Origin of the sequence: Paenibacillus sp. GCM10027627 (assembly GCF_042675505.1) — a bacterium.
Classification (GTDB): Bacteria; Bacillota; Bacilli; order Paenibacillales; family Paenibacillaceae; genus Pristimantibacillus.
In genome coordinates this window covers 38,981-59,609 of sequence record NZ_JBHTHB010000008.1, presented here as the reverse complement: position 1 = coordinate 59,609, position 20,629 = coordinate 38,981, and the positions used below count along the sequence as shown (strand labels likewise).

Annotated in this window: 20 protein-coding genes; 7 read left to right on the top strand and 13 right to left on the bottom strand. The window is 49.7% G+C overall.

What is annotated here, in order from left to right:
* Nucleotides 1-220: 220 nt before the first annotated feature.
* The 3 genes from dnaI to ACFQZE_RS22370 all read right to left on the bottom strand — a co-directional run bounded on the left by dnaI (nt 221) and on the right by ACFQZE_RS22370 (nt 3,145).
* Entirely contained in the window at nt 221-1,186 is a 966-nt protein-coding gene (gene dnaI / locus ACFQZE_RS22380; RefSeq protein WP_379361285.1) for a primosomal protein DnaI, read from the bottom strand.
* Between the two features lie 18 nt (nt 1,187-1,204).
* On the bottom strand, nt 1,205-2,728 hold the full coding sequence (locus tag ACFQZE_RS22375) for a replication initiation and membrane attachment family protein (protein WP_379361283.1): 1,524 nt from the start codon (nt 2,726-2,728) through the stop codon (nt 1,205-1,207).
* Between the two features lie 105 nt (nt 2,729-2,833).
* Nucleotides 2,834-3,145 carry a YuiB family protein gene (locus ACFQZE_RS22370; protein ID WP_379361281.1) on the bottom strand — a complete coding sequence of 104 codons (312 nt, stop codon included), beginning with the start codon at nt 3,143-3,145 and terminating at the stop codon, nt 2,834-2,836.
* A gap of 194 nt (nt 3,146-3,339) precedes the next feature.
* Between ACFQZE_RS22370 and hemQ the strand changes: the two genes are divergently transcribed.
* Nucleotides 3,340-4,086 carry a hydrogen peroxide-dependent heme synthase gene (gene hemQ, locus ACFQZE_RS22365; protein WP_379361279.1) on the top strand — a complete coding sequence of 249 codons (747 nt, stop codon included), beginning with the start codon at nt 3,340-3,342 and terminating at the stop codon, nt 4,084-4,086.
* A 128-nt stretch (nt 4,087-4,214) separates the two neighbouring features.
* On the opposite strand, the gene ACFQZE_RS22360 is transcribed toward hemQ, so the two are convergent.
* Both ACFQZE_RS22360 and ACFQZE_RS22355 read right to left on the bottom strand, forming a co-directional pair.
* Complete coding sequence (locus ACFQZE_RS22360) at nt 4,215-4,484, bottom strand: hypothetical protein (protein WP_379361277.1); 270 nt, start codon at nt 4,482-4,484, stop codon at nt 4,215-4,217.
* Nucleotides 4,484-5,677, bottom strand: a complete 1,194-nt coding sequence (locus ACFQZE_RS22355; protein WP_379361275.1) for an NAD(P)/FAD-dependent oxidoreductase — start codon at nt 5,675-5,677, stop codon at nt 4,484-4,486. The genes ACFQZE_RS22360 and ACFQZE_RS22355 overlap by 1 nt, the downstream gene beginning before the upstream one ends.
* Nucleotides 5,678-6,127: 450 nt before the next feature.
* On the opposite strand from ACFQZE_RS22355, the gene ACFQZE_RS22350 reads away from it, so the two are divergent.
* Together ACFQZE_RS22350 and ACFQZE_RS22345 are read left to right on the top strand one after the other, a co-directional pair.
* A complete protein-coding gene (locus ACFQZE_RS22350) occupies nt 6,128-7,129 on the top strand; it encodes an NAD(P)/FAD-dependent oxidoreductase (RefSeq protein ID WP_379361273.1) in 1,002 nt (333 codons plus the stop codon).
* Nucleotides 7,130-7,214: 85 nt separating this feature from the next.
* On the top strand, nt 7,215-7,460 hold the full coding sequence (locus ACFQZE_RS22345) for a hypothetical protein (RefSeq protein ID WP_379361271.1): 246 nt from the start codon (nt 7,215-7,217) through the stop codon (nt 7,458-7,460).
* A gap of 49 nt (nt 7,461-7,509) precedes the next feature.
* On the opposite strand, the gene sda is transcribed toward ACFQZE_RS22345, so the two are convergent.
* From sda to ACFQZE_RS22325, 4 genes are all read right to left on the bottom strand, one after another.
* Entirely contained in the window at nt 7,510-7,653 is a 144-nt protein-coding gene (gene sda / locus ACFQZE_RS22340; RefSeq protein ID WP_379361269.1) for a sporulation histidine kinase inhibitor Sda, read from the bottom strand.
* A 302-nt stretch (nt 7,654-7,955) separates the two neighbouring features.
* Nucleotides 7,956-8,627 (bottom strand): YheC/YheD family protein, encoded by a 672-nt coding sequence (locus ACFQZE_RS22335; RefSeq protein ID WP_379361267.1) that lies wholly within the window; start codon nt 8,625-8,627, stop codon nt 7,956-7,958.
* Between the two features lie 121 nt (nt 8,628-8,748).
* A complete protein-coding gene (locus tag ACFQZE_RS22330; protein ID WP_379361265.1) occupies nt 8,749-10,902 on the bottom strand; it encodes a DNA topoisomerase III in 2,154 nt (717 codons plus the stop codon).
* A gap of 70 nt (nt 10,903-10,972) precedes the next feature.
* Nucleotides 10,973-12,025 carry a DUF418 domain-containing protein gene (locus ACFQZE_RS22325; protein WP_379361263.1) on the bottom strand — a complete coding sequence of 351 codons (1,053 nt, stop codon included), beginning with the start codon at nt 12,023-12,025 and terminating at the stop codon, nt 10,973-10,975.
* A gap of 203 nt (nt 12,026-12,228) precedes the next feature.
* Between ACFQZE_RS22325 and ACFQZE_RS22320 the strand changes: the two genes are divergently transcribed.
* Complete coding sequence (locus ACFQZE_RS22320) at nt 12,229-13,386, top strand: metallophosphoesterase (protein ID WP_379361261.1); 1,158 nt, start codon at nt 12,229-12,231, stop codon at nt 13,384-13,386.
* Nucleotides 13,387-13,471: 85 nt separating this feature from the next.
* Here the strand turns inward: ACFQZE_RS22320 and ACFQZE_RS22315 are convergent, their stop codons facing one another.
* The 4 genes from ACFQZE_RS22315 to ACFQZE_RS22300 form a co-directional block, all read right to left on the bottom strand.
* On the bottom strand, nt 13,472-14,512 hold the full coding sequence (locus ACFQZE_RS22315) for a FecCD family ABC transporter permease (protein ID WP_379361259.1): 1,041 nt from the start codon (nt 14,510-14,512) through the stop codon (nt 13,472-13,474).
* Nucleotides 14,509-15,516, bottom strand: a complete 1,008-nt coding sequence (locus tag ACFQZE_RS22310) for a FecCD family ABC transporter permease (protein WP_379361257.1) — start codon at nt 15,514-15,516, stop codon at nt 14,509-14,511. The genes ACFQZE_RS22315 and ACFQZE_RS22310 overlap by 4 nt, the downstream gene beginning before the upstream one ends.
* Nucleotides 15,517-15,618: 102 nt before the next feature.
* On the bottom strand, nt 15,619-16,902 hold the full coding sequence (locus tag ACFQZE_RS22305; RefSeq protein ID WP_379361255.1) for a stalk domain-containing protein: 1,284 nt from the start codon (nt 16,900-16,902) through the stop codon (nt 15,619-15,621).
* Between the two features lie 78 nt (nt 16,903-16,980).
* Nucleotides 16,981-17,445, bottom strand: coding sequence for a hypothetical protein (locus tag ACFQZE_RS22300; protein ID WP_379361253.1), 465 nt, complete (start codon nt 17,443-17,445; stop codon nt 16,981-16,983).
* Nucleotides 17,446-17,631: 186 nt separating this feature from the next.
* Between ACFQZE_RS22300 and ACFQZE_RS22295 the strand changes: the two genes are divergently transcribed.
* From ACFQZE_RS22295 to ACFQZE_RS22285, 3 genes are all read left to right on the top strand, one after another.
* On the top strand, nt 17,632-19,263 hold the full coding sequence (locus tag ACFQZE_RS22295; RefSeq protein ID WP_379361251.1) for a helix-turn-helix domain-containing protein: 1,632 nt from the start codon (nt 17,632-17,634) through the stop codon (nt 19,261-19,263).
* Between the two features lie 105 nt (nt 19,264-19,368).
* Entirely contained in the window at nt 19,369-19,722 is a 354-nt protein-coding gene (locus tag ACFQZE_RS22290) for a hypothetical protein (protein ID WP_379361249.1), read from the top strand.
* Between the two features lie 68 nt (nt 19,723-19,790).
* Nucleotides 19,791-20,537 (top strand): metallophosphoesterase, encoded by a 747-nt coding sequence (locus tag ACFQZE_RS22285; RefSeq protein ID WP_379361247.1) that lies wholly within the window; start codon nt 19,791-19,793, stop codon nt 20,535-20,537.
* Nucleotides 20,538-20,629 lie beyond the last annotated feature (92 nt).

Here is a 20,629-nt window from a genome sequence, read left to right as displayed (position 1 = left end):
AAAGGCGAACGCTGCGCTTCTGCGGGATATGTCTTGCTGCGTTTGATCGTGTCAGCCATGTGAATTAAAAAAAGCCGCTCCTTTGGATGAGGAGGGGCGGGAAAAGAAATGGCGGTACCCGGGGTGGATTGATTCCCGGGTACCGCCATAATTTGAACAGCATTTAAATGGACAGCAACTTTGAGGTTGCCGCCTTTGATGGAGGCTGCTTCTCACCGTTTTAATGAGGCTGCTTTTTGCCGCGCTTGTTTTCGCCTTTTACTTGCACAACCTCGACATACGGGCGTATCCGATCCATAATTCGCTGCCCTTTATGAAGCTCGTCACCATCTTTGTTCGTAAAGCTGAAATGCCTCTCCAGCCCGTCTAAATCGTGGTTAGACGTGTAGAAGGTAGGTTTCCGCTCCATTCTGTAATTGAGAATAGCCCCAAGCACATGGTCACGAACCCACGGGCTAAGATTTTCCGCTCCAATATCGTCAAAAACTAGCAGGTCGGTCTCCTTCATCATTTCAACCGTTTCTTTCAGTTTAGCCGGCTCATGCATGAGCGACTTCAAATCTTCAACAAAGTCCGGCATATAAACAATTACTCCCGAGTATCCCTCTTTTGCAAGCTCGTGAAGTAAATAACACATCAAAAAGGTTTTTCCTGTTCCGAATCGGCCCGATAAATAGAGTCCTTCAGAGCCTAGTCCCTGTTCTTTCGTTTTATCAATATAACGAAGCACTTGACCAGCCGACTTAGCTCGCTCCAAATCGGTAGTTAAAATTTCAACAGAATCGTATCCTTTATTCAGCGCCTTGTTGTCTACATAAAAACTGCGAACACGGCTTCGAATGGTTTCTTCCGTTTGTTTTGCAATAAATTTTTTGCAAGATACTTTTCGATCGTACATTTGGGTCAGGCCGTTTAACATTTCCGCGCTGAGCAACGTGTAATGCCCTTCGTAATCATTAGGACAAAGTTCCAGCCCCGGACAGTTTGTGCAATTCCCGTATTCCGTTACATATTGATAAACCCTGTTTAGATTAAGCTTTAACGTATCTTCGTCCACATAAGGATGTTTTTCTCTAAATTTTTCGACAAGGGGGTTCATCAACAGCTCCGATAGCTTGCGATCAGCCCCTTCCGCAATTGACCTTCCCCTCGGCCACGACTTTAACAAGTCCCCTAACGACTCCATCTGCCCCTCACCTCGCTTCTATCCTTTTCCATCCAGTTTACGTGCAAGCTTACGTAATTCTTCCAATTCCTCTGCCGAAATCGCCTCTGCCGGACTATCATCAACAATCGGAATATGCGGCTTGCGAGGTCCGCCTCGTGCGCCGCCGCCGCGGCCCGTATTTCCTCTGCTTCCGGTATAGGTGCCCGCTCCGCTTGGTCCCGCGTCTTTGCGGATTTCCTTTTGTTGCTCTACTTGAGCCTGTTCCCGAACATACTGAACTGCCTTCTCAAACGTATCGATTCCCTTCATCAACATGTTGGCCGCGACGGATTCAATAAATGCTTTTGTTACCCGTCCCGCCTCATTGGCCCCGATCACATAATGAATCAGTACGTTAATGACCGGAGCTGCAAGCCTGTAATTGATGTCGATGCGCTCAAACAAAAACTCGATGGAATCCGGCACGGCGCCTGGGAAAAATCGTTTCAAAAACCGGGTATGCGGCTCATTACGCATCAGCATATTGTATTGCTGCATATCGCAACGACCGCTCAATTGGTTCGGTACTGGCAAATAATCCTGCTCCCGCACTTCGAACTCTTCATCCAGCTCGTCTTCGGCTTCCTCCTCGGCAGCCGCTGCGGCATGTGAAAGCTTGCGCTGCCTTTCACCGTCCCTCTTCTTATCCTGGCGGTACAGTTGATTGGCCCGAAGCTGAAGCTCGTCCATGTTAATTTGTCCATCCGGCGCAAACATCCCATCTTCATCCAAAAGACGGCAAATATTCGATACCGTTAAATTGTATTTATAGGCCACGTAGTTTACTTGCGCCAATCCTTCTGTATCGTTTCGCAAGTTTTCCACGTAAGCGCGGTTTGCTGAATTTCGCGGAAACCTTAAAATAATTTCCCCATAAGGGATGCCCGCAGACGCCAGTTCCGTACGAGGGGCTGACTGCCTAGTCGGCGCAACTTCCGTCAGTGCCTGCTCCAGTTCCGAATCAAAAGATTGCATATTGAGCTTAAAAAGCTCGTAAAACGGAACCGATATATTTTCTTTGGACAGCTGCGCATGCGCAAGCTCATCGGGTTCCGACGATCCAAACGATTCCCTTAGCGAAATAACGGCGTATTTGCCCACTTTGTCCCGAAGCAGCATCGCTAAATGCATGTTGCGGAAAAACTCCGACGGCGACAGCGGCTGAACGAGCTCATACTCGTAAATAATGTCGGATTGATCCGGCATAGCAAGGCGGGACGTTGCAAGCAAACCAACCGCCTCCAGCTTGGACGTCTGCTCGATGACAAAGCGCCTGCTCTTCTCGTTCATCTCAAGCCCTAGCCCCAAAAACAGCTTCCGATGGGTTTCCAACGCCGAATAGCCGGACCGATCCTCCGCAATGCCGTGATAAAGCTGCTGATATAAAGAAATGGCAAAGGCGCCCACCATTGGCTGGTAGATAAGCGACAACATTTTGTAATTAAGGCTGCTCAACGAAAAATCCCGAAATATGTAATAACGGTGATGTTCCGTAAACTGCATGATATGATTGATGCGCATCCGACCTACTCCATCCTTAAACATTCTCTCTATCATTTTATCATAATTTGATCTCGGAATGAGGCCTGGACAAATAGAAAAATCCCCCGGTAGAGGGATTTTCATTTAAAACATCTTGTAGCCGCCTTTGCGCAAAGCTTTGATGGCCCATCCGCTTACATAAGCGCCGATCAACGCACCGATTATAGGCAGATAATAAATAATTGTATAATCGCCCAAGTTGTTCAGCGTCGGTCTCGATGCCGCATCCCATGGCGACCAAATCGCAAGCCCCACCAAAGCGATGAAAAAGAGGACAATGGGAAACCACGTCGTCTTCAGCAGCATGTTCAAAATAAAGCCTATGCCAAACATCATGACAAAAAATAGTACGGTCGCCACAATAGCTTGCATGATATTCACCAAGATAACCGACATTGCTAATAACCCCTCTCGTACATTCCGCTCCACTATGCTGATATGCATAAGTTAACATTTTAAGTTTAATGAAAGCGACATCCGAAGTCAATCAAGCGCCTTCATTTGTCACAAGACCGCCATTTGCCCATAGGGACAGCGTTAGGCTACAATAAATGGAGGCTTGATTAAGAGACTGAAAGGAGCAATTCACAATGAGTGAAGCTGCACAAACTTTAGAAGGCTGGTACGCCCTGCATGACTTCCGCAGCGTGGACTGGACGGCATGGCGCCTTGCCGACGAGGCCGAACGCGCCCGCGCGCTGGACGAACTGAACACCTTCCTGAAGCAATGGACCGATCTGGAGGAGCAAAAGCTCGGAAGCACAGCCGTTTACTCCATCGTTGGCCAAAAAGCCGATTTTGTTTTTATGCATCTTCGTGAAACATTGGAAGAGCTGAACGAAATCGAAACGGCTTTCAACAAAACAACTTTCGCCAGCTTTACATATCCTGTTCACTCCTACGTTAGCATTGTAGAGCTTAGCAACTATATGGCTCAGCCAGGCTCCGACCCGACGCAAAATCCGGAAGTCGTTGCTAGACTGAAGCCTATTTTGCCAAAATGGAAGCATATTTGCTTCTATCCGATGAACAAACGCCGCTCCGGAGGCGACAACTGGTACATGCTCAGCATGGACGAGCGCCGCGACATGATGCGCAGCCACGGCATGATCGGCCGCAAATACGCGGGCAAAGTCAAACAAATTATTACCGGCTCCGTCGGCTTTGACAATTGGGAATGGGGAGTTACTTTGTTTGCCGATGACGCCCTGCAATTCAAAAAACTCGTTTACGAAATGCGCTTTGACGAAGTTAGCGCGAGATTCGGCGACTTCGGTGACTTCTACGTCGGCAATTTCCTTGATGCCGACAAATTCGGCCAATTGCTCAGCGTTTAATTTTTGCTTAAACTTGGCGTCCTCAACTGACGTCATCACTAGTATTGCGAAAAAAAGCCTTCAGGCAGGAACGATTTTGGTCGTTCTGCATGAAGGCTTTTTCAAAACCTATTATTTCAAATTTGACATTAATCGTCTTCTTCCTCATCCTCTTGGACTTCTCCGGCGCGAGATTTAGCCTCCAAATATTCCTGGGTTGCCTTGTCTCTCGCTCGGCCCTTATCCTTAAGCCGCTCAATAGCGGGAATGATGAGCAAATCGATTTCTTTTTGCACCGTATAGGCCAAGTCGTAACGGGATTGCGATTCCAAATAGGAGCCGACTTCAATTAGCGCATTGTAGCGGTCGAGTTCGTCTCTTGTCAGCAATCCGCGCACTTGTACGCTGCAATGTCTCATTACAGAAATTTTCCTTTTTTAAGAACAAGCGGAATGCCGCCGATAATGAACAGATAACGAATGTCGATCATTTTTTTCAGCCAAGCAGCTACGCGGCCTTTATATTTTTTCCCGAATGCGATACCGATCGCTTCGCCTTTGCCAAGCGACGCCACTGTACCTTTGTTGGAAAATGAAAATGTTTTGAGCGGCTGGTTGCGAATGGATGCCACAAGGTTATGCGCGCATACAACACCTTGCTGCATCGCGATTTGCGCCGTTGGAGGGTACGGACGTCCTTCAGGGTTGAACATCAAGGAATTGTCGCCCACCACATAAATGTTTTCGCTGCCTGGGCAACGAAGGAATTCGTCTACTTTTACACGTCCGCGCATCGTTTCAAAGCCAGCTTCCTCGATCAAACGGTTGCCGCGGATGCCGCCTGTCCAGATGACTGTAGCGGATTTGATTTCTTCGCCTTCGCCAACGACGACGCCTTCAGGCGTACATTCTTTGATAGCGGTGCCGATACGGAACGTTACGCCTTTTTTCGTCAGGACGTCCATGCCATATTGAACAAGCTCCGGATCAAAGCCCGGCAAAGCGGTTGGAGCCGCTTCAATGTTGTAGATTTTAACCAGTGTAGGGTCAACGTCGAATTGTTTGCAAAGCTCAGGAATACGGTCGGACAGCTCGCCTACAAATTCGATGCCCGTAAAGCCGGCGCCGCCAACGATAAACGTCAGGTAGTCCGTGCGATGCGGCTCGCGTTTGAAGCGGGCAAATTGATATTCGATATGCTCGCGAATTAAGCGAACGGAGTTGATGCTCCGGATGTTCATTGCGTTTTCGGCTAGGCCCGGAATGCCAAATGTTTCCGGCTCGCCGCCAAGGCCGATCACGAGGTAGTCATAAGACAAAGTGCCGTCTTCCAAAATTACTTTTTTGTCTTGTGGACGAATTTGAACAACCGTGGATTTCACGAAATCGATTTTGAATTCGTCGATCAGCTTGGAAATGCTGACGCGCGCGTTTTCCGGATTGTCCGTTCCAGCCGCCGGCATATGAAGATGCGTCGTAATGTAGTGGTAGTCATGTTTGTTTACAAGCGTTACGTCCGCCTCGTTGTAATTAAGTTCCTTCTGCAAACGGAGAGCCGTCAGCACGCCGCCGTAGCCAGCGCCGAGAATTACAATTTTCGGTATGTTGCTCATCGTAGAATCCCATCCATTCCTAATTTTCTTTTGACTCGCGATATAAAAATTCCCTCGCTGACTTAGCGAGTTCGCTTAACAAACCTGATTTGGCCGCTTGGTCATGCCGTTATTTTTGCAAATGACGGTGAGCAGTAGATTGTGAAAAATTACACAAACTCAACCAAAAAAGAATACTTACCTTTAGAGTTTGCGCTGTTGAAAAACCTTTTATAACGCCATAGGTCGAGGCCATTCTCCGACGTTCATTTATTATCGACAAGCTTCGCCAACAATCCACAGCATAAACGGCTCTTGCATACATCAGACATATTACAGACTTTTCACGAAAAGTTCAAGAGTATTTTATACGAAAAACTTTAGAGTCCTGCACAATGAAAAGATTTCCAAGAGTGCATCTTAAAGCTTATAATGGGTTACGTAATGGATAATATGATGGAGGTGTTGGAAGTGTCACACGCCGAAGCCGCAGGAAACACAGTCGATATTGTCATTATAGGCGGAGGACCCGCGGGCATGTTTGCCGCTTTTTATGGAGGAATGCGCCAAGCGTCGGTCAAAATTGTGGAAAGCATGCCGCAGCTTGGCGGTCAGCTTGCCGCTCTTTATCCCGAAAAATATATTTACGATGTAGCCGGATTTCCAAAAGTGACGGCTCAGGAGCTGGTCGACCGGCTGAAGGAACAAATTGATTTATTTAAACCGGAAATTTGTCTGGAGGAAAAAGTGACGGGCGTCGTCAAGCATGACGAAAGGCTGTTCGAGGTTGTGACAGACAAAAGCTCCCACTTTGCAAAAGCCGTCATCATCACGGCTGGGGTAGGCGCGTTCGAGCCGCGCCGGCTGGAGCTGCCGGAAGCTTCCCGGTACGAAGGGAAGAACCTTCATTATTTTGTAGGAGACCTTCAGCGGTTTAAAGGCAAGCGCGTGCTAATTAGCGGCGGAGGCGACTCTGCGGTGGATTGGTCGCTTATGCTTGAACCTATTGCGGAGAGCGTAACGCTTGTCCATCGGCGCGATAAATTCCGCGCACATGAGCACAGCGTAGAAAACTTGATGAAATCATCCGTAAACGTAGTTACGCCGCATGAGATTTCGGCGCTTTCCGGCGAAGGATACATTTCAAAAGCAACGCTCAACAATGTAAAAACAAATGAAACATTCGACATCGAAGTGGATGCCGTCATTGTCAATTTTGGTTTTGTTTCCTCTTTAGGTCCCATTTCGGATTGGGGCATCGATATTCAGGGAGGATCGATAGTCGTGGATACAAGAATGGAAACCAATATTTCCGGCATTTTCGCCGCTGGCGATATTACTACGTACCCCGGCAAGCTGAAACTGATCGCGGTCGGTTTTGGCGAGGCGCCTACTGCCATCAACAACGCCAAAGTATATATCGATCCCAGTGCCAAACTTTCTCCGGGGCACAGCAGCAATATGAAGCTTTAATTGATTATAAAATTTAAGGGTATCCTAAGCTTGGCCATTACGAAATCAAACCTGATTTCATTTCAGTTGCCGGGAGGGTACCCTTATGTTTTGCCCTATTTGCAATGGCATCGTCTCTTACGAAAATAATTGCTCATCATGCGGCAACGTCGCTATGGATTGCGGTCGCTTGTCGGATTGGACTGGACCCTATGCGCCTTACGAGCCGATTGCGCCAGAGCGGCTTGTCCAGCCTTTTCTGTCTAGCGGTATAGAGGATAGCTGCTGCCACGTCGTCTATTGCTCCGTTTGCGAACAGGTAAAAGAGGTTTATATCCGGGAGTGGTCTTAACGTTGGAACGTTGCTTACACCTCATAAATGAACTTAATGCGTGCGACCTTTAAGCGGAATGCTTGCGCGCAGTTAAATCCACGCCTCTCTTTTTCATCTCCACGGCAAGCATCCGGATAAACTCCGGTTCTAATCTAAACTCAATGGCGGCGTAATACGTATCAACTAGAAGATCGTCAGACAACTGTTCCATTTTGTCTCCTCCTCCCAAATCGTTTACTAATACGACTTATTTACAGTTTTTAGTGTATCACGCCATTTAGAACCTAAACAACAGAACCCATTATACACACCCCGATGTGGATACCCTGTGTATGAGTTGTGAATAGTGGCAGAAAATGTAGAAATGACGGTATGGATAATGTGGATATGGTTATCCACATCTTAAATAGACGGAAAAACTATAAAAAACTTTGATTAAGGTTCATCAATCTATCAATGGAATATTTTAACGGCATTAAGTGGTAAAAAGAAAAAGCCTCTTTCGAGGCTTCATCAATGAGGTCGTGTATTCACTTCAAAAATCCATATCTTCCCTTGCCTGTCGATGCCATAATCAAAGCCCAGCTGCGAGATGCCGGGGTATCTCTGTTCCAACACCCTTGTAGCGAGTACGGTCAACTCCCGCATTTTCCGCTTCTTCTCCTTGACATGGGCAGCTCCTAGCGAAGATCGGATTCCTTCGCCGGCCAGCACCATCCGGCCGCCTTGCGTTAGATTCGTGACAAACAGACCGGCTCTTGCAATTCGGCCGACGAGCGCGCGGTACTCCCAGCCCTTCGAGCCTTTCACGTATTTCACCCGATAATCGATTGGACGCCCTCCTACCGTAGCGAGAGAAATCCCTTTCTGAATCAAATATTTTCTTTTGCCTGTGTGATTCCGAAGCGCGCCGACAAGCGCATCAAACTGGCCAAACCGTGAAGTGCTCGCCCGATACGTATAAGCGTAGCCTCCCCCTGTTGCCGACACTTTGATTACGCCGCTTCCTCCCGATCCGACAATAGGCTTAATGACGACCATGCCGTGAATCGAAAGCATTTGCCTTAGCTGTTCGGGCGAATAGATGCTTGTCGGCGGGATATGGCTTGCCAGTCCCGGATGCGCGAGAAGCGCTTCCGTCTTGGCCCATTTGCTGGCAAGCTGTCTGCCTGAATGGTTATGCACCGTGTCCCAACTCCTTTCCGCATTCCTCCTCCCTTTAGCATATGGCGCCGAGGGCCATGCCTCTTGGATGATTGCCGCCCGTCAAGAGCGGGAATAACGGTGGAAATGGGAGCCGTTCCTTCTATTTTCCGTCCTTATTTTCTAAAGCGGCTTTCAGCTTATCCGCAAGACTATTCGTGAGAGGCGAGCTGTCGGCACTGTATTGCTGAACGAGCTTCTGCTGCTCTTTGCGGCCCATTCGGCCCCCATCTTTGTCCTCCAGCATTTCGATCACATTGCATGGCTTGCATTGAGCGTACTTTCCAGCCTTTCCGCTGTGCATCTCCATCTTTTTGCGGCATTGCGGGCATCTTTTGTTCAGCAAAATCGGCTCAGCCGACCTTCTGAAGCTGCATTCGCGGCTGGAGCATTGCAGAGACTTGCCTCGCTTGCTCTTTATTTCAAGCAGCCGGTTTCCGCATTCCGGACACATAGAATGGGTTAAATTATGTGGCTTGTATTCTTTTGTTTCCCTCTTCACTTCGGCAACCCATTTGGCCGCCTGTTCTTTGATGGACGTCATAAATGCTTTTGGATCGCCCTGCCCCTTTGCAATCTTCTCCAGTTCGCTTTCCCAGCGTGCGGTCAGCTCAGGACTGCGAAGCTCGTCAACGACCAGCTCAATGAGCTGCTTCCCTTTGCCCGTCGGCACAAGCGTATTGCGAACCCGCTCAATCGTATCGGTGGAAAGCAGCTTTTCGATAATGTCCGCACGAGTGGCCGGTGTGCCCAGCCCATGCTTCTCCATTTTGGAGAGCAGACTTGCTTCCGTGTAACGACCGGGCGGCAACGTGCGAAGTTCCTTGACCTGTACGGTTTTCAGCTGAAGCTGCCCGCCTTCGCGAAGCGCGGGAAGCAGCTGAGAGGGCCCTCCATCCTCTCTAGCGCCGCCGTTGTCGTCCTCCTCGTCCTGAGGCAGCTGCTGGCCTTGATACAGCTCTCGCCACCCCAGCACTTTCTCCGTACGCCCTTTCGCATAAAAGCGTTCTCCTCCCGCTTCCAGCACAACGCTTGTTTCGTCGTAAATGTACGGACCGCTAAATAGGGCGATGAACCTGCGGACGATCAAATCGTACAGCTTGCGCTCATCATGGCTTAGAGTGCCTAACTGAACGTATTGCTCCGTCGGAATAATAGCGTGATGATCGCTTACTTTGCTGTCATCGACTATCCGTTTCGTCACTTGAAGCGGCGACTTAAGCAGCTTGCGCGCAATTGGAGCGTACGGTCCTACGGCCACGCTCTCCAGCCTTCCTTTTAAGGTAGAGGCCATATCGCTTGTCAAATGTTTGGAGTCCGTTCTTGGATAAGTAACCAGCTTGTGCATCTCGTAAAGCTTTTGCAAAACGTTAGACGTTTGCTTGGCTGAGAAGCCAAGGCGCTTGTTCGCATCCCTTTGCAGCTCCGTCAAATCGTAAGCGAGCGGATGGAGTTCGGACCGCTCCGCAACGCGCAGCTTTGTTACTTTCGCTGATGCAGCAGAACTGGCACGGGCTGACCGTTCATCGGCAGCTTCCTTCGACCACAGCTTTCCGTCGTGGCCGTCTTGCTCACGCCACATCGCCTGAAACCCATCCAAGCTTGCCGCGATCGTCCAATAAGGTTTGGACTGGAATCCCGCAATTTCCCGTTCCCGATCCATCAGCATGGACAGCGTAGGCGTCTGGACGCGTCCTGCGGCGAGCTGTGCATTATATTTGCTCGTCAAAGCTCTCGTAATATTCAATCCGATCAGCCAATCCGCTTCGGCTCGGCATACGGCAGACGCATAGAGCGGATCGTATTGTCCCCCAGGCTTTAACCTTTTAAATCCTTCTTTAATCGCTCCATCCGTCTGGGATGAGATCCATAGCCGCTTGAACGGCTTGCGCCACTGCACAAGCTCCATAATCCAGCGGGCAACGAGCTCCCCTTCACGACCGGCGTCCGTCGCAATAATAAGCTCGCCAATATCGCTTCGTTTGCAAAGCTGGGCGACTGCTTTAAATTGATGAGAAGTTTCCTTCATCACTTTCAAATTCATTTTGGCGGGAACAATGGGTAGATCCTCCAAGTTCCATGTACGGAATTTCACATCGTAGTCTTCCGGCTCCGCCAAAGTGACCAAATGGCCGAGCGCCCACGTCACCACATAACCGGGCCCTTCCATATAGCTTTTCTGCTTGGACGTACAACCGAGCACTCTTGCAATTTCCTTTGCTACGCTAGGCTTTTCCGCCAGCACCAATGCTTTCATTCTCTCATTCCCCTTACCCTGTCGCATATGGTGACAACATACCACAAGCCGCGAGGGGCGCGCAACGCCGCTAAGTTTCGGCGGAAGCTCGTCCTTTCTTTAAAAATGGCGGAAGTTTAAAATAGGTGAGCGCTCTCCAGCTCCACTCCAGCGGCCCCATCGTGAAATAACGAAGCCATAGCGAGCTGTATGTCATTTGAATAGCGAGGATCGCAAGGCATAGCGGCAGCGTACTCCACAAGCCGATTGTGCCCGTCCAATCCAATAGATGGCCAGCAGCCAGTACAAATACCGTTTGCATCACATAATTGGTGAGAGCCATCCGTCCCATCGCTCTCATCGGATCGAGCAAAACACGAAATGTTTTGAGCCGAAGGAGCAGCAGCAATACACACATATAGGAGAAAGTGACAACCGGGGCGATCAGCAAACCTGCTTTTATAAAAGCGTTCCCTTGTTCGAAAACAGCATCGCCCGTACCATCTAGAACAAAATACGAAAACGGCCCGTCCGGTGCCAAGCTGTACTGATAGATTAAAGCGATAACTGCAAGCGGAATGGAAGCCGCTGCGATCCATGCGAACGCTCGCGGTCGGCTTTTGACCCAATCCATCACCTCATATTGCCCCGCCGCAATCCCTAGCCAAATAAGGGAAAGAGGCATAATTCCCTTTATCCCCATTACGCAGGCTGCGATCAGCAAAAGGAATCCTCCGAGCACGTTGATCCAGCGCTTTACTTTATAGAAAGGAAGCAGCAGCAAGCCGCAAACGGCATAAACCGCCAGCGCCTCTCCAGGATGAAAAATCATATGCGCAAGCCCCATTAGAAACAAAAGGACTACTCTTGCCAAAAACAATAAATAACCGTTTCGCCCTTTCGCATTCGCTCTTGAAATAAACAAATAAAAACCGATGCCGAACAAAAACGAAAAAATGCTGAAAAACCGCGCTTCCCCAAACATATAAAGTGCCTTTTGATAAACCTCATCGCTTGTGCCGGGCATCGGCTCCGGAATGTGGAGCAATCCTATTACATTCAATAACAAAATGCCCATCAAGGCGAAGCCTCTTAAATAGTCCAGTTCATCCAGCCGCCCAGCGACCGTCGATTGCTTTGTCATTGTATTTCCCTCGTCTCTTTCTTTTGATCGGTTTCAGTATAAACGGGGAGCGCATATTCAAACCATCGATTTCCCTTACGCCTAATATGACAAAGCTGTAAGAAAGCCGCCGTTGTGCTATAGTAGTTTCATTCTAGTCTATTTATCCGTTTTACTAGCTATCAGAGCTGCCCTATGTCTTGGAAAAAAGGAGCCACTTTTGCATGAACATACGCAACATCGCCGTTATTGCCGCTTTTTTTATCGTTTACGGCTGTTTAGCCGGTTTTATCGGATGGAACGGCTGGATTTATTTATCTTACCTCACCGACTGGGAAAGTCCCGTCGTGTATTCCGCACTAATCGCCTTTCTTGCCTTCGCCTATATTATTGGCCGCGTGGGGCAGTCGACCTCGTTCCGCCCGATCGCCGAACCTGTTAAACTGGCGGGCTCTTATTGGTTTGCCCTTTTACAATATGGCATCCTTATTTTCCCCATTGCCGATCTTGCGGCGTTGCTCCTTAAATGGGGCGGCGCATCCGAACAAATTTACATTTTGACCGTAGGCTCGATCGCTGCTCTACTGCTGGCAATCCTTCTGCTGATGGGTTCCCGCAACGCCTGGAGTCCCGTTATCCGCCATTATAAGGTCAGCATTGCCAAACCGGCTGCCGGTCGGCGCAAGCTCACCATTGCAATGGCCTCCGATCTGCATTTGGGCACCGTTATTGGCAACCGGCATTTGGAAAGATTGCTGGACAAAATCGACGAGATCAAACCCGACATCATTATGCTGCCAGGCGACATTCTCGACGATGACATCGCTCCATTTTTAAATAAAGGAATGCCGGCCGTGCTTGGACGGCTTAAAGCCCCGCTAGGCGTATTTGCCGTAACGGGAAATCACGAATACATTGGCGGAAAAGTGCCCCCGTTTGTTGAGGAGTTGAACAAAATCGGCATTCGGGTGCTTATGGACGAAACGGCTGTTGTCGATGGAAGCTTTGCCGTCATTGGCCGGAAGGACAAAGCCGCGGGGAAAAACAACCGCAAGTCAATCGCCGAGCTAGTAGCGCCGCTTGACTCCAGTACGCCGCTAATCCTTTTGGATCATCAGCCTTCCGATTTGATCAGCGCGTCGGAAAACGGAATCGATTTGAGCTTATCGGGACATACGCACCGGGGGCAAATGGCCCCAAACCACTTAGTAACGAGACGAATGTTCGCGCTTGATTGGGGATACAAACAAATAGGTGGCCTTCACGCCATCGTGTCTTCCGGTTTCGGGTTTTGGGGACCACCTCTTCGTATAGGAAGCCGTTCCGAGGTGTTGAAAATCGAGGTGGAATTTCAAGCCGATGGGGCTATCCCGCAACGTTAACGTCAGATGAACTAGTCCCTCATGTAAAATGAAAAAGCCTTCAAAACCACCAATACAGTGGGTTTGAAGGCTTCTTTTTGTATTGCTACATCCGATTCCGGGATCGGTATAAGAGGTAAATAAAAAACGGTGCGCCGATGGCGGAAGTAAATACGCCAACCGGAATGTCGAGCGGAAGAAAGATCGTTCGTCCAATCAAATCGGCAACGATGACTACAATTGCCCCTAGCAAAGCGCTGATTGGAAGAACCCGGTTCATAACGGGGCCGACTAGACGTCTTGCCATATGAGGCGCTATAAGTCCTACAAAGCCGATAACCCCGCCAATGGATACGGCGGAGCCCGCCAGCGCCACGCTAAGCAACACGAGCAGCAGTCGATGGCGTTGAAGCGGGGAGCCGAGACCGATAGCAAGCTCGTCGCCGAGCAGTTGAGCATGAATGTTCCGGGAATTGAAATAAACAATAACGAGCAACACGGCTGTCCATGGCAGCAAAGCGGCCACATGAGTCCATGAGGAACCGTATATAGTGCCGGTCAGCCAAATATAAGCGGAAATAGCCGAATACGCCGGAGAAAACGCCAGCAAAAAGGAAGTGCCCGCCGACAACAACGAAGCGACGCCAATTCCGACAAGGACAAGGCGCATGGAATTGACTCCTTTTTTCCATGCAAGCAAATAGACGAGCGACGCCGCCAAAAAAGCGCCGATAATGGCCGCCAGCGGCAAAAATTGAATGCTGACCACGCCCGGAAGCACAGTTAGGAAAATAACGGCTCCAAGCGATGCGCCGCCTGTAATGCCGACCACGTCCGGAGCGGCAAGCGGATTGCGGATGACCGATTGCAAAATAGCGCCGGCAATTGCGAGCGATGCGCCAACCAGCATAGCGATGACAAGACGGGGCGCCCGAAGCGAATTGATGATAATGGTATCTTCTTCGCTTCCCCTACCCGTTAGCGCCAGCCATACCCGCCCAGGGCCGATCATCGATTCACCTAAGATGAGATAGGCGATAGCCATAATGACGGCAAGCAAGGAGAGCCAAATAGCCGCCCGTTTAGTCGGACCGTGAAGCTTTGGCTTCGGTCCTGCTGTATTCCATGATGTTGCAGGAGAACTCATCGTTTGGACATCTCCTTCCGCGCAAGATAGATAAAGAATGGCGCGCCGATTGCTGCCGTCATAATGCCAACTGGAATTTCAAGCGGAATAATGATAAAACGAGCGGCAATGTCCGCAATGAGCAGCAAGCTTCCTCCAAGCGCTGCGCTGTAAGGCAGGAGCCAGCGATAATCGATGCCGGCCAGTCCTCTGGCGATATGCGGCACAATAATGCCAATCAGCCCGATTGGACCCGCTACCGCTACTGCGCTGCCTGCAAGCAGAATAACGATCACTCCCGCAGCCAGCTTCACAAACCCGATATGCTGTCCTAATCCTTTAGCCGACTCTTCTCCCATCAGCAACAGGCTCCATTGTCTGGACAGTGCAAACGCCCCAATCCATCCGGCTGCCATATAAGGCAAAACGGGAGTCAGCATATCCATCGTACGGCCCGCAACGGAGCCGGTCAGCCAAAACAGCACGTCCTGCAAGCCGCTTTCGTCGTGTACAAGCATTCCTTGTGTAATGGACGAAAATAAAGCGGTTAAAGCTGAACCGGCCAAAATGATTTTGAGCGGAGACAGCCCGTCCCTCCCCAGCGACCCAAGAAAATACACTAACCCTGCCGCGATGCCTGCCCCAAAAAAGGAAACCCACATCAATGCGGATGTCTCCCGAATGGATAGCACAGTAATCGCTGCTACGACAGCAAGCGCCGCGCCCGCGTTAATGCCAAGCACGCTTGGCGAAGCGAGCGGATTGCGCGTTACCGCCTGCAAAATCGCACCCGCGATCGCCAGCGATCCCCCTACCGCAGCCGCCACCATCGCCCGCGGCAGTCTCGCTTCTCTCGCGACTACTTGATCCATATCGCCATTGTTATAGTTAAAAATCGACGCCCATATATCCTGCCATCCGATGGATACGAAGCCGTATCTGACGCTGCACAGGAAACTGATTCCGAGCAGCAGGAAGCTGACCAGCAATCCTGCGCCGCGATAGAAGTTTTTATTGGTTTCCATCTTCATGTCCGCTATCCGTTCCTCTCACGCTAGGCATACGCAACAAAAGAATGAGCCGAAGGCTCATTCTTTCTTGTTGCTCATTCTTTTTGTAAATATGGCTTAGTCCAAACCGAAGTAGAAGTACAGGTCATCCAGCATCAGCTTCGCCGCAAGCGCGCCGCCGGACAGGTTCCATGTTACGGAGTTGACTTTATAGTATTTTTTGTTTTTAACGCCTTTCAAGTTTTTCCAAAGCTCGCTGCTCGTCCATTTCTTCTGGTGCTGCAAAATCGCGCCGTCTCCGTCCCAATCCGTTGTGAAGTCAAAGATGTAGTCGCCGTCAAGCAAGCTTACTTGCTCTAGGGAAGTAACGGTAATAATGTCTTGGCCTGTTGCAGCTTGAGCCTTTGGCTCTTTGAAGCCCAGCTCTTGGAATACATTATAAGCAAAGCCGTAGTTGTAAGCGCGAGCCGATCCGTTCGGGTTGATACGGATAATGGAAACTTCAGCTCCTTTGTCTTTAGCAGGAAGCTTGCGTTTGAAGTCGGCAACTTGAGCTTTCCAGTCCGCCATAAATTGAGTTGCAATGCTTTCCTTGTTCAATACTTTGGACATGACTTGCAAGTTATCCTGCCAATCCGCAAGGTCCTTCGTCAAAACAGTCGGAGCGATTTTGCTCAATTGAGCGTAAACTTTTTCGTGACGGTCTTTTGTTCCGATAATAACGTCTGGCTTAAGAGCAACGATCGCTTCCACGTTCGGTTGTGTCTCGTCGCCAAGCGTTTTAGTGCCGATCAGGCTGGAGCGGATGTACTCGTAGAAAGGCTGTTGAATGTAAGATTCAACCGCGCCGACAGGCTTCACTTTCAGCAAGACGGAAATGTCTACACCAGCGTTAAAAAGAACAACTACACGTTTAGGAACTTTGTTCAGTGTTGTTGTGCCAAGGTCATGTTTGAACGAACGTTTTGTCTCCAAAACAGCAGTCGACGTTCCGTTGTTCCAAGTTACCCATACGCCAAGGGACTCCCCTACAAAACGAAGCGGCACAAGAAGGCTGCCGTTTACATTGATCGGAGCTGCGTCCAGTTTAACAGCGCCGCCATTGATTTTTGCGTTTTTGCTGCCTTGAGTCAGTTCAACAGTCGTGCTTCCTTTTTTGATTGTTGCTTTTTTCGTTTTGGCATCGTAGCTAACTGTGCCGCCAAGAGATTTTGCGATTGCCGCATATGGAACAAACGTGCTGCCGCTCACGATGCGAGGGCTTACGTTAAAGCTTTGTTTTTTTCCGTCAATCGTGACGTTAACCGTTTTTGCAGCGGCTGTCGCAGCCGTTACTGGTGCAATCGACGCAATTAGAGCAATACACAACATAAGGGCGAGCATTTTACTTCTTAATTTCATTTGTCCATTCTCCTATCAAATATGAATTAATAATAACTGTGCTGTTTGTTGCCGGCTTGCTTTTGCGGGGTAAATCCATTACTGGCTGGCTTGCTTCAAGTCGCGAACTCCTTGATAAAGCGAATAGTCCAAGTCAACGAGCAGCGTCTTATCCCATTCTTTGGCGCGGACACCCGTCAGAAGCTGGCCAATCTCGCCGTTTAATTGCTCATGGCGTTCCGGCTGCTCCGCTAAAACATCAGAGCTGACGGCTTTCCAATAGGACGCCAATTGTTCGGCCTGTTTGATCGCTTCCTCCCGTTCATCCGATTCTACCGCCTGTTTGAACGTTTTGATCAAACTGGACATTTCATCCAGCGCCGCTGCTTTGTCTTGCACGTCCGCAGCCGCAATATCGGCAAAAGGATCGCCTTGCCCGCCTGAAGCGGAGCTTTCCTTTCCAACCTTCCCAGAATCGTTGACCTTCTCGCTCGAACCGGCTGATGCGCAGCCTGTTAGAAGTATGACGACCAGAATCATAAGCGATAAGTATCGAATTGCCAAAACCTCCAGACTTTGTGAATGATAATCATTTTCAAGTACAATTGTACAAGTCGCCATTTTTGTTTTGTATACACGAAATTGTCAATTTATCATGGACAAAATTTTCACCCCCTCCTTTTCACCTTTGAAATTACGGTTGCCGGATTGTCGTAAAGTTGCTACACTTGTGAATGATTATTATTATCAATGAGAAATGAAAAACTATTTTTTAGCAAAGGACTGCTTATTATGAGCAACCTCTCTTATTTATCTTGTTACCCTCTGTCGATTACCGCGCTTTATTATAAAGAGGGCTTCCGCTCCTCGCCTTTTTATGCCGAAGACGGCATGATCGGCATCGTGCAAGGGGGACAGGGCATGTTGTTTCCCGAAAAGGCCGGAGCCAAGCACCTTCAAGAGGGTTCCTTTTTTTTCGCGCATCCCGGTGAATCGTTTGAGCTCATGGCGGACCCTGGAAACAGCTTGAAGCTTACGTTATTGCAATATCGCGCATTAACGGTAGAAGGAATGGATGGCGGCTCGGCCTCGGCGCTTAATATGCTTCAAGGGAACGGAGCGGCTCATCGCGCCTCTTCATCCCTTACCGAATCATTGCTTGCACAGCTTCGCCAAGCGATGGGCGAGCAGGGAGCCATTAGCGATATACGGAAGCAATTTGCCTTATATGAACTTATTCTTCATCTTCATGCCCATCAACAATCGAACAGCAAAAGCGGCAACGAATCGCTGCAAGCTACGATAGACTATATGGAGCAGCGGCTGTCAAAACCTTTGCAAATGAGCGAGCTGCCGCAGCTGGCCGGGATGACTCCAAGCTCCTATTGCCGGGCTTTCAAAAAGTTGACCGGCTTTACGCCCGGCGGATACTTGACCCAACTGCGCATGCTGAAAGCAAAAGAGCTGATGACGGACAAAAGCGTTACTTTAAGAGATATCGCCGTCAGCGTCGGCTATCAGGACGAGCTATATTTTAGCCGCGTGTTCAAAAAGACAGAGGGCATTTCGCCGTCCGTTTACTTGAAGCGCCGCGATCGGCGCATAGCTGTCGTCAGCAGCCTTTTCTTGCAGGATCATCTGCTCGCTCTAGGCATTTTGCCTATCGCTGCGCCAAGCTTTCCTACATACTTCACTACTTCTACCGGATTTCCAAGTTATTTGCACGACCGACTTAACGGCACTGTAGCTTTGGATGCCGAACGGCCGATCCGATCGAGCGATGTCATACACCTGTCGCCGGATATGATTTTAAGAACGAAGCTCACTCATGATTTGGGAGACAAACATTGGGGCGAAGATGCAAGCGCCATTCTGATCGATTATTCCACCACTTGGGAGCAGTACTTCCGCACCATCGCCGCTAAAGTGGATCGGAAGCCGGAAGCGGAGCGCGTCATTCGCAATCTGTCGCTCCTGGAGCAAGAAGCACGGCGCAAGCTGGAGTCGGTATCGAAACAAGGAAAATGGACCATCATCCGGCTGCTGCCCGGCAATTGCAGACTGTACGGAAATCAGGATCATGCGTTTACGGAGCTGTTTTATGGACGGCTGCAATTCCAGCCCGATGAAAGAAACTCGCACGGCTCCTATTTGGACGACGCTTTCGACCGGCTGGTCGAATTGAACCCGGAGCAGCTGCTCATTATTTGGAGCGAAGAGCCTGCCATCAATGAGTTTGCGTCCGATCCAAGATGGCAGCAGCTTAGAGCGGTCAAGGAAAGCCGGGTCTATTACCCGGACAGCCGGGAATGGGATCCTTGGGGGCCAATCGGAAGAGAGCATATGATCAAGGGAATGCTTCGATTTTTTGGCAGGCTGTAGAGTGAGCGGAACCTCCTATATCTGTTGGCGGCGGTTAAAAAGTTTTCCCAAGGGAAACATAATCGCGGGATGTATATCCGAATAGTCACAGTGATGGAGGTTAACATGCTGCTCATCTACGCTATCGCTTTACTGTTTGGCGGATTATTAACTGTAAACGGCATTTTTGCTTATCAAAGCAAACATATCGACTCCGCTTTTTGGACTACCGTTTGGTTTCAATTCAAGCTTCTCCCTGTCTTTTTTGCGGCGAATGTCATGATTGGCTACGGCATTAAATTTTTGCATCGCTCCTTTAGCAATCTGACTTTTGCCCTTACCTTGTCCAAAGGCATTGAAATTTTGGTTTGCATCGCGCTTGGCGCTTTACTGATGAAGGAAATGCCGAAATGGAATACTGCGGCAGGACTTGCGATGGTCATTGCGGGATTTTGGCTGACGAGATGGAATGCGGGCTAAAATAGCCGATACCATTTCGTGTCATACGTTATATAGTGGTAAAAAAGAATGAAGGGTGGCCGTTCGCTTTGGAACAAGCGACATCAGCGCCAAAGGAAAAGCGATTGCTCGCGATCTCCGATATTCACGGGCATAAGAGAGGTTTTCGCCGCCTTTTGGCAGAGGCTCAATATAGTCCCGGCAATGATCAACTCGTTATGCTTGGGGATTATATAGATGCCGACAATCCCGCCACTTGGGATACGCTGGAGCTTGTTCGCGAATTGACGGAGCTTGGCGCCGACGCCATCCCCGGCAACCAGGAGCTGAAGCTCCTCGCTTTTACCAAAAACAGAGGCAAAGGGAGAGGCGTTATTCCGGGCAAGCAGCGACAATACGCCAAATGGATCAGGTCGCTGCCGATCAGCATAATCGACCGCGGAATTTTGTTCGTTCATGCCGGCATTAGGCCGGGAATCTCTCTTATGAAGCAATCGATCCGGGATATGACGGAAATACGGGAGCCTTTTTTATTTTGCCCCCTCCACGAGCTTGGCGCGCAAATCGACGGGGATGACAGCAATGTCCCCGAGCCGCAGTGGCGAACCGTGATGTTCGGCCATACGCCAACGTTCAAGCTGGGAGCCGCGCCCGGCTGCATTTGGTCGGATGAGAGGCGGGTTGCCCTTGATACCGGAGCAAAGCACGCTCAGCGCTTGACGCTGCTTGACGTGAGCGGATCGATCGCATATTCCTGCGCCACGTATCCAAACTATCAAAGCGATGATTTCCGCATGGAACCGGTCTTCTTAACCGGGGGCGGATCATCGGTTTAACCTCATGCGCCACACTTGCGCAAAGCGGGCATAAATGAGAAAAAGCGCAAGCTCCAAGGCACTGTTCGCCGTAGAGCTTGCGCTTTTTAGTT